The 6,800-nt window shown below is 42.9% G+C and carries 5 protein-coding genes; 3 read left to right on the top strand and 2 right to left on the bottom strand.

The window, feature by feature from the left end:
- Positions 1–163 precede the first annotated feature (163 nt).
- Together ACEWB7_RS16765 and ACEWB7_RS16760 are read right to left on the bottom strand one after the other, a co-directional pair.
- On the bottom strand, positions 164–1,273 hold the full coding sequence (locus ACEWB7_RS16765; RefSeq protein WP_323713725.1) for an HPP family protein: 1,110 nt from the start codon (positions 1,271–1,273) through the stop codon (positions 164–166).
- Positions 1,274–1,471: 198 nt separating this feature from the next.
- The gene (locus ACEWB7_RS16760) at positions 1,472–2,299 is read right to left on the bottom strand and encodes a transglutaminase-like domain-containing protein (RefSeq protein WP_411580979.1); all 828 of its coding nucleotides are present in this window, start codon (positions 2,297–2,299) and stop codon (positions 1,472–1,474) included.
- Positions 2,300–2,613: 314 nt separating this feature from the next.
- Here ACEWB7_RS16760 and glyQ point away from each other — a divergent pair, with 314 nt between their 5' ends.
- The 3 genes from glyQ (at position 2,614) to ACEWB7_RS16745 (ending at position 6,680) form a co-directional block, all read left to right on the top strand.
- Positions 2,614–3,603: a glycine--tRNA ligase subunit alpha gene (gene glyQ / locus ACEWB7_RS16755; protein ID WP_005232423.1), complete on the top strand. Its 990-nt coding sequence runs from the start codon at positions 2,614–2,616 to the stop codon at positions 3,601–3,603.
- The gene (gene glyS / locus ACEWB7_RS16750; RefSeq protein ID WP_411580978.1) at positions 3,603–5,672 is read left to right on the top strand and encodes a glycine--tRNA ligase subunit beta; all 2,070 of its coding nucleotides are present in this window, start codon (positions 3,603–3,605) and stop codon (positions 5,670–5,672) included. Before glyQ ends, glyS begins: the two co-directional genes overlap by 1 nt.
- Positions 5,673–5,741: 69 nt before the next feature.
- Positions 5,742–6,680 carry a hypothetical protein gene (locus tag ACEWB7_RS16745; protein ID WP_411580977.1) on the top strand — a complete coding sequence of 313 codons (939 nt, stop codon included), beginning with the start codon at positions 5,742–5,744 and terminating at the stop codon, positions 6,678–6,680.
- The last annotated feature ends 120 nt before the right edge of the window (positions 6,681–6,800 follow it).

Genomic DNA, 6,800 nt, shown 5'->3' with positions numbered 1-6,800 from the left:
TAATTCAAGTGAATTTGTTTGAAAGAAGAACTTTAAAAGCTTTATTTTCACCCGATAAAATACCCATAAAACAAGAGGAAGCTCATTTGAGCTTCCTCTTGTGAAAAATTGTGGGACAGCAATGACCCGAGGGTGCTTTTTTTCAGAACTATTCAAAACAGCTTTAAGCTCTCATTTTAAAATGGTTCAGTTCCTGATTCAGGGCAGCGATAATATCTGCGCGGCTAATAATTCCGACCAGACGCTGCTCGCTCACTACCGGGATATAGTTAAAAGAACGTTCCACAAAATAGGGCACCAGATCCTGAATCGGCTGCAATGGCTGCACTGTGACTACCTTGCGGGTCATAATATGTTTGACTTGATGTTCCCAGCTGCTGCGCACATCTGCAGCACGTTTAAACCATTCTACCACCTGATACATGGCCAGCGTTCCCACCAGCTTGCCTTCCGCATTAACCACCGGCAGGCTCATCAGGTTCATTTCTTTAAATTTATCCAGTGCATGCTGAATATTATCATTGGCATGCAGGGTCACCACGTCTTTAGTCATAATGTCCTGACAGGTAAACTGGTTGACCGCACGGGCATTGGCTCGGTCCTGCGCTTCCAGAATAATCTTTTGCAGGTCATATTCACTAATGTCCAGCAGCTCGGTTTGCTGATCTAGTACTTCCTGAATATCTTGCGGCTGAATAGTGACTTTCTGGGTCGGGGTCGGATCTTTGGAACGGGTATTCAATTGCGCCTGCTGCGGATAACGCTTGCCAATCATTCGATTAAAGACGATCGCAATTACCATCAATAAGATCGAATTCAGCAGCACCGGATAGAAAACGAAAGCATAGCCGAGTTCATGCACCGCATTGCCGCCGAGTACCGCCGTAATAGCCACAGCACCACTCGGTGGATGCAGGGAATCGGTGGTCATCATTAAAATGATTGCTAATGCCACCGCCAGACTAAAAGCTTCGGTCGGACTGGCAATAAACAAGGCACAGCTCACACCCACCACAGCCGCGATGGTATTACCTACCAGAATATTCCAGGGCTGCGCCAAGGGACTGGCCGGAACTGCAAACAGCAGCACCGAAGAAGCTCCCATCGGTGCGATATACCAGGCTTCAAAATCACCCAGAATCCATAAACTCAGTAATGATGATACCGTGAGACCCAGTAGTGCCCCAATACCGCAGAGTAAACGGTCCTTGAGTGGAAGAACTTTAAAATTCGGTTTTAAGGTATTGAGCCAGTCGAGATTGGAATGGAACACGGCGCGCCTGATTTTAATGTTTACAGATTTTGCGCATTATAAAACTAGTCGCTTTAAAGATGTATTTATTTTATATCTTTTAATTACATTTAAATGGATGCTGTTTAAAAAGCTAAGTCACACACCAGAGAAAAACCATCCATCTAGTCCTATTTTACTATTCAATCTCTCATAGGATTTTCAATAAGATCATTCATGTCAGGTGATTTTAGTCTCAGCTTCGCTATGAGAACCAGATTTAATCAGAGGTTCGATTTTGAGCAGCTCGACCTGACCATAATAGGTTGAAAATGCCACATCTCCGGCATCAACCCCAGTTCCAATACGGATGAGTTCATCTACCGGAGCTAAACGAGTCGGATCAAACTGTACCCATCCTCCTTCCAGATAGGCTTCAAAAATGGCATGAAAATCAGGTAAAAACTTTTCAATTTCCACATAACCGACCACCATGCGTGCCGGAATTCCTAAAGCACGACACAGCGCAATGCCTAAATGGGCAAAGTCACGGCATACACCTGCCCGGTGGACCAGCACATCTGTCGCAGTCGTAAACTGGTCAGAACAGCCAGAGACATAAGAAATATTGTTATAAATCCACTGTTCAATGGCTTTTACACGCGTATAGCCGGGCGTCATCCAGCCAAATGAGCGCTTCGCCATTTCTAATAATAAATCTGAATTGCAATAGCGGCTGGCCAGCAAATAAGGTAGTACCTCATCCGGCAGATCTGGGATTTTGACTTCATTCAGATTTTGCCTCAGATCAATCGGAATGCTCGGCTGACGGGTAACTGTCGCGCTATAGTTCAGTTCAAATGCCTCACAGGGTTCGAGTTGCAACCGGATATGACGGTTTTGATGCTGAGCATCCTGAAATTCATGCCACTTGACCGGCATATTCATAGTGAGCTGTTCTCCGAGAATATTCTGATCGGGATGATGGGCGACCTGAACCATAAAAATAAATTCGGTAGGTTGCACAATCTTGTATTTTAAATGGCACTGAATTTGGTAAGTGGTCATGAAGTTCCTTATTATTAGGCATTATTATATTGTGTGAAGATTAAACTAATTCTAAGACCGCAATCGTATGAGATCAGTTTAACTTTATCGCGCTTCAGTGAACAGGATGCTATACATCTGATTTATTCCTGATTTTTGGATCTCATCCCATTGCTATTCCAGCATAAAATTGCAGCAAAGCCGCGCAAAATCTGGCATGAATGAAGACCATTTTAATTTTTTCCAAAATATTTTCAGCGTATTAACCCTTTGCCACTCCCCTGTAAAATCCTTATAATCAAGCACAATTTTTCTCTAATTTTAAGTGGATGACCATGAGTCGCGCCATATCGCATATTGATACCTTCCAAGGCTTAATTCTTGCCTTACAAAACTACTGGGCGGAGCAAGGCTGCGTCGTGTTACAGCCTTACGACATGGAAATGGGTGCAGGGACATTCCACACTGCAACTTTCCTTCGTGCGTTAGGTCCCGAAACCTGGAATGCTGCTTATGTTCAGCCATCACGCCGTCCGAAAGATGGTCGTTATGGTGAGAACCCGAACCGTCTGCAACATTATTACCAGTTCCAGGTTGTGCTTAAGCCAAACCCGGACAACATCCAGCAGCTTTACCTAGATTCTTTAAAGGCAATCGGTATTGATCCTTTAGTTCACGACATCCGTTTCGTGGAAGATAACTGGGAATCTCCAACACTGGGCGCATGGGGTCTAGGCTGGGAAGTTTGGCTGAACGGCATGGAAGTGACTCAATTCACTTACTTCCAGCAAGTCGGTGGTGTTGAATGCTACCCAGTAACCGGTGAAATCACTTATGGTCTGGAACGTCTGGCGATGTATCTGCAAGGTGTAGACTCGGTTTACGATCTGGTTTGGACTAAAGGTCAGTTCGGTACAGTGACTTATGGCGATGTGTTCCATCAAAATGAAGTAGAACAATCGACTTATAACTTCGAATATGCACCAGTAGAAAAAATGTTCGAACTGTTCGATTTCTACGAAGCTGAGGCGACCCGTTTAATCGAAGCTGAACTGCCATTACCTGCTTATGAGCAAGTGATTAAAGCATCACACAGCTTTAACCTGTTAGATGCGCGTGGCGCGATCTCTGTGACTGAACGTCAGCGTTATATTCTGCGTGTGCGTACTTTGGCACGTTCAATTGCGACCAGTTATGTAGCAGCACGTGCGAAACTTGGTTTCCCAATGGCAGAACCTCACCTACGTGACGAAGTCCTGGCTCAGCTTAAAGCTCAAGTAGAAGCAGAAGCGGCTCAAGCAGAAAAATCAGCGGAGAACAAATAATGTCTAAACATACAGTTTTATTTGAACTTGGCTGTGAAGAACTTCCACCAAAAAGCCTGAAAAAATTACGTGACGCTTTAAAAGCTGAAACTGAAAAAGGCTTAAAAGATGCTGGTCTGGCTTTCGACGCAATTGAAGCTTATGCAGCACCGCGTCGTCTGGCACTTAAAATCGTTAACGTTGATGCTGCTCAGGCCGATACACAAAAACGTTTTGACGGCCCTGCTGTTCAAGCGGCTTATGATGCTGAAGGCAAACCGACGAAAGCGCTTGAAGGCTTTATGCGCGGTCAAGGCATTACGGTTGATCAGGTTTCTACTTTCCAGGCCGGTAAGGTTGAAAAAGTCTGCTACCTGAAAGACGTGAAAGGTCAAAGCCTGGACGTTTTACTGCCACAAATCCTGCAACATGCTCTGGATCAATTGCCTATCGCAAAACGCATGCGTTCTGCTGCTAGCCGTACTGAATTCGTTCGTCCGGTGAAATGGGTTGTGTTGTTAAAAGACAGCAATGTGATTGATGCAACCATTCAGGATCATAAAGCAGGCAATGTGACTTATGGTCACCGTTTCCATGCGCCTGAAGCAATTATTCTGGCCAATGCAGATGCTTATCTGGATGCTCTTCGCGCTGCGAAAGTAATTGCATCTTTTGAGGAGCGTCAGGCGATCATCGACCAGCAAGTAAAAGCACTGGCGGATGAAGTGAATGCGATTGCGATTGTTCCTGCTGATCTTCGCGACGAGGTTACTGCTCTGGTTGAATGGCCTGTTGCGCTTCGTGCCAGCTTTGAAGAACGCTTCCTTGCCGTTCCTCAAGAAGCGTTAATCACCACCATGCAGGACAACCAGAAGTATTTCTGTCTGGTCAATGCTGAAAACAAATTACAGCCTTACTTCATTACCGTTTCAAATATTGAGTCTAAAGATCCGACTCAAATCATTGAAGGTAACGAGAAAGTCGTTCGTCCGCGTCTGTCAGATGCTGAGTTCTTCTTCCTGCAAGACCAGAAACAGCCATTAGCTTCTCGTAAAGAGAAACTAGCGAACATGGTATTTCAGGCACAATTGGGTACTTTGTGGAATAAGTCTGAACGTATTGCCAAACTGGCGGTAGCACTTGCGCCGATTACAGGTGCAAAAGCTGAAGATGCTGAAAAAGCGGCTCTTCTTGCTAAATGCGACTTAACTTCTGAGTTGGTGGGTGAATTCCCAGAACTTCAAGGGATCGCGGGTACTTACTACGCACGTCTTGAAGGTGAAAATGATGAAGTGGCTGAATCTTTAGGTGAGCAATATTTACCTAAATTCGCGGGTGACGTTCTACCTAAGACTAAAACAGGTACAACGATTGCGCTTGCTGACCGTTTAGATACCTTGACTGGTATTTTCGGTATTGGTCAGGCACCTACAGGTTCTAAAGACCCGTTTGCGCTACGTCGTTCTGCGATTGGTATCCTGCGTCTGGTGACTGAAAACGAACTGGATGTATCTATCGAAGACCTGATCAAGCTGGCATTGACTGCTTATGGCGATGTATTGAAAGACCACGACAAGACTTTGGCGGATGCAGTTGCATTCTTGGAAGGCCGTTACCGTGCGAAATACGAAGACCAAGGCGTTGATGTTGACGTGATCCAGGCTGTTCAAGCGTTGTCACCAAAATCTCCGCTTGATTTTGACAAGCGTGTAAATGCCGTTAATCACTTCCGTGCATTGCCTGAAGCTGCTGCACTGGCTGCTGCGAACAAGCGTGTTGCCAATATTCTTGCCAAAGAAGCTGCGCCTGAAGGTGCTGTGGTTGAAGCAAATCTGGTGGAAGATGCTGAAAAAGCATTATTCGCTGAACTTGCGAAAATCGCACCAGTGGTTGAGCCACTATTTGCTTCTAAAGATTACACTGCTGCGTTATCTGCATTGGCTGCCCTGCGTGCACCAGTTGATGCGTTCTTTGACGGCGTAATGGTGATGGCGGATAATGCTGAACTAAAAGCAAACCGTTTACGTCTGCTTGCTCAGCTACGTGACCTGTTCACTAAAGTTGCAGATATTTCAGTGCTTCAGCACTAAACCTTAATTAGTTGTAAAGTATATAAAACCCCGCTATAAATTAGTGGGGTTTTTCTATATATAAATACGATGCAAAAACTAGAAATATTTCTCATTAATTTATTCATGGTGGGAGAAGAATGCTCTGATTCAGTAAATGGACGAAGCGTATTAGATACTACTTTTATTAAATGTGGCGGTTATACTTTTGAATTTAAACAGCACGACATTCGTTTAAAACAAACTGATTATTATAATCAAAGCATTAACACGACTACTGTAACTGTAAAGAATGTGGCCGAACATGAAGTCGATCATATTTTGGAAATCGTAGATGATATCTGCCAATTACTATCTTTTGCTCAACAATCCTATGTCATTCGCAGAGGATATCAAATAGCAGATAAGCAACATTGCATAAACTGTGCAGGATTTTATATTTCTTCAAGAAGCAATATCATTGAGGACAAAGGTAAAAGTATTCGTAATTTTATCGAACAAGTTTATCCAACTTTCATCAAAATCAAAAATACTCGACAGCTTTCAGTTGTAATTAGTTATTTATGTGAAGCCAATCGTTCATCATTAGTCCAAGAGATTTCATTAATTTCGCATTATGTTGCGATAGAAAATTTAAAGCATACATTCGCAATAACTAATGGTTTCGAAAAAAAAATGCAAGATACCAATTACTCACATCCTCAATATCCTGATCTGTTCTCACAACCAGCAGATTATCAGCACTATAAGAAAATTCCTAGAAAAAATGAAGAACCAATATATCGACATAAAATATTTGGAAAGTGTGGCTCTACAGAAATGACCAAAAGAATGTTCGAAGATATTGGAATTAATCGAAATGAAATCAAAGATATTTTAAAGAAAAGAAATAAAATTATTCACGAAGGAATTTTATTCACTATTGGTCATGAAGATTATAGTCAACATGCATATGAAGATTTAAAAGATGTTAATGATCTGATGCGTCAATACTTACTTATCCTTTTAAATTATAAGGGAGCTTATTAGACCTCTTGCGAAAGTAAAAACTGCCTCAATATAGATTTCATGAAATATCAGAAATTAAATCGTTTTTCAGATTCTGAATTCCAGCGCTTGGTTGGTGTACCTCGAGCAGTTTTTAGTGAA

It is taken from the genome of Acinetobacter sp. NIOH-H-8 (genome assembly GCF_046635365.1).
Lineage (GTDB): Bacteria > Pseudomonadota > Gammaproteobacteria > Pseudomonadales > Moraxellaceae > Acinetobacter.
This window is presented reverse-complemented; position numbering and strand designations above follow the sequence as displayed.

What these genes read in the sequence shown, in the direction of transcription:
- ACEWB7_RS16760 (WP_411580979.1), bottom strand. Translation starts at nt 2,299, where the DNA reads ATGACCACTTACCAAATTCAGTGCCATTTAAAATACAAGATTGTGCAA.
- glyQ (WP_005232423.1), top strand. Translation starts at nt 2,614, where the DNA reads ATGAGTCGCGCCATATCGCATATTGATACCTTCCAAGGCTTAATTCTT.
- glyS (WP_411580978.1), top strand. Translation starts at nt 3,603, where the DNA reads ATGTCTAAACATACAGTTTTATTTGAACTTGGCTGTGAAGAACTTCCA.
- ACEWB7_RS16745 (WP_411580977.1), top strand. Translation starts at nt 5,742, where the DNA reads ATGCAAAAACTAGAAATATTTCTCATTAATTTATTCATGGTGGGAGAA.